The following is a 1,234-nucleotide window of genomic DNA, read 5'->3' on the forward strand; positions in this document are numbered from 1 at the left end:
CGCGCCGGAGGCGCGGATCTCGTCGACGGCGGTGTCGTCGAAGCCCAGCACCTGGCGCAGGATCTCGTCGGTGTGTTCGCCCAGCAGCGGCGAGCGGGTCACCTCGGTCTCGCTGGCCGACAGCTTGATGGGGTTGCCGACCGTCAGGTAGGGCCCGCGGACGGGATGGTCGACCTCGACCACCGTGCCGGTCTGGCGCAGGGACTCGTCCTCGGCGATCTCCTTCATCGACAGGATGGGACCGCAGGGGATGTCGTGCTCGTTGAGGATGTCCATGACCTCGAACTTGGTCTTGGTCATCGTCCACTGCTCGATCTCGGCGAAGATGTCCATCAGGTGCGGCAGGCGCGCCTGCGGCGTGGCGTAGCGCGGGTCGGTGATCCATTCCGGCTTGCCCACCACCGCGCAGATCTTCGTCCACACCGGCGCCTGGGTGATGAAGTAGATGTAGGCGTTGGGGTCGGTCTCCCAGCCCTTGCACTTGAGGATCCAGCCGGGCTGCCCGCCGCCCGACGCGTTGCCGGCGCGCGGCACCGTGTCGCCGAACGCGCCGTTGGGATACTGCGGGTACTCCTTGAGCGGGCCGCGCGCCAGGCGCTGCTGGTCGCGCAGCTTGACCCGGCAGAGGTTCAGAACCCCGTCCTGCATGGCCACCGAGACCTTCTGGCCCTGGCCGGTGCGGGTGCGCTGGTAGAGTGCGGTGACGATGCCCAGCGCCAGGTGCAGGCCGCTGCCGCTGTCGCCGATCTGCGCCCCGGTGACCAGCGGCGGACCGTCGTCGAAGCCGGTCGTCGAGGCCGCCCCGCCGGCGCACTGCGCCACGTTCTCATAGACCTTGCAGTCCTGGTAGGGGCCGGGGCCGAAGCCCTTGATCGAGGCGACGACCATCGCCGGGTTCAGCTCCTGGATGCGCTCCCAGGAGAAGCCCATGCGCTCCAGCACGCCCGGCGCGAAGTTCTCCACCAGCACGTCGCAGGTCCTGATCAGCGACTCCAGCACCCGCTTGCCGGTCGGGTTCTTGGTGTCGAGGGTGATGGAGCGCTTGTTGTGGTTCAGCATGGTGAAGTAGAGGCTGTCCGCCTCCGGCACGTCCTGCAGCTGGGTCCGGGTGATGTCCCCCACCCCCGGCCGCTCAACCTTGATCACGTCAGCGCCGAACCACGCCAGAAGCTGCGTGCAGGTGGGACCCGACTGAACATGGGTAAAGTCGAGAATGCGCACACCTTCAAGAGCT

General features: G+C 67.8%; 1 protein-coding gene. It reads right to left on the bottom strand.

Annotation, left to right across the window (positions count from 1 at the left end):
• Window positions 1-1,234, bottom strand: a 1,234-nt coding sequence (gene frc / locus ACSBPG_RS31885) for a formyl-CoA transferase (RefSeq protein ID WP_435541283.1), incomplete at both ends; no start/stop codon positions are given.

The sequence above is a fragment of the Azospirillum sp. ST 5-10 genome (assembly GCF_051225715.1).
Taxonomy (GTDB): Bacteria; Pseudomonadota; Alphaproteobacteria; order Azospirillales; family Azospirillaceae; genus Azospirillum.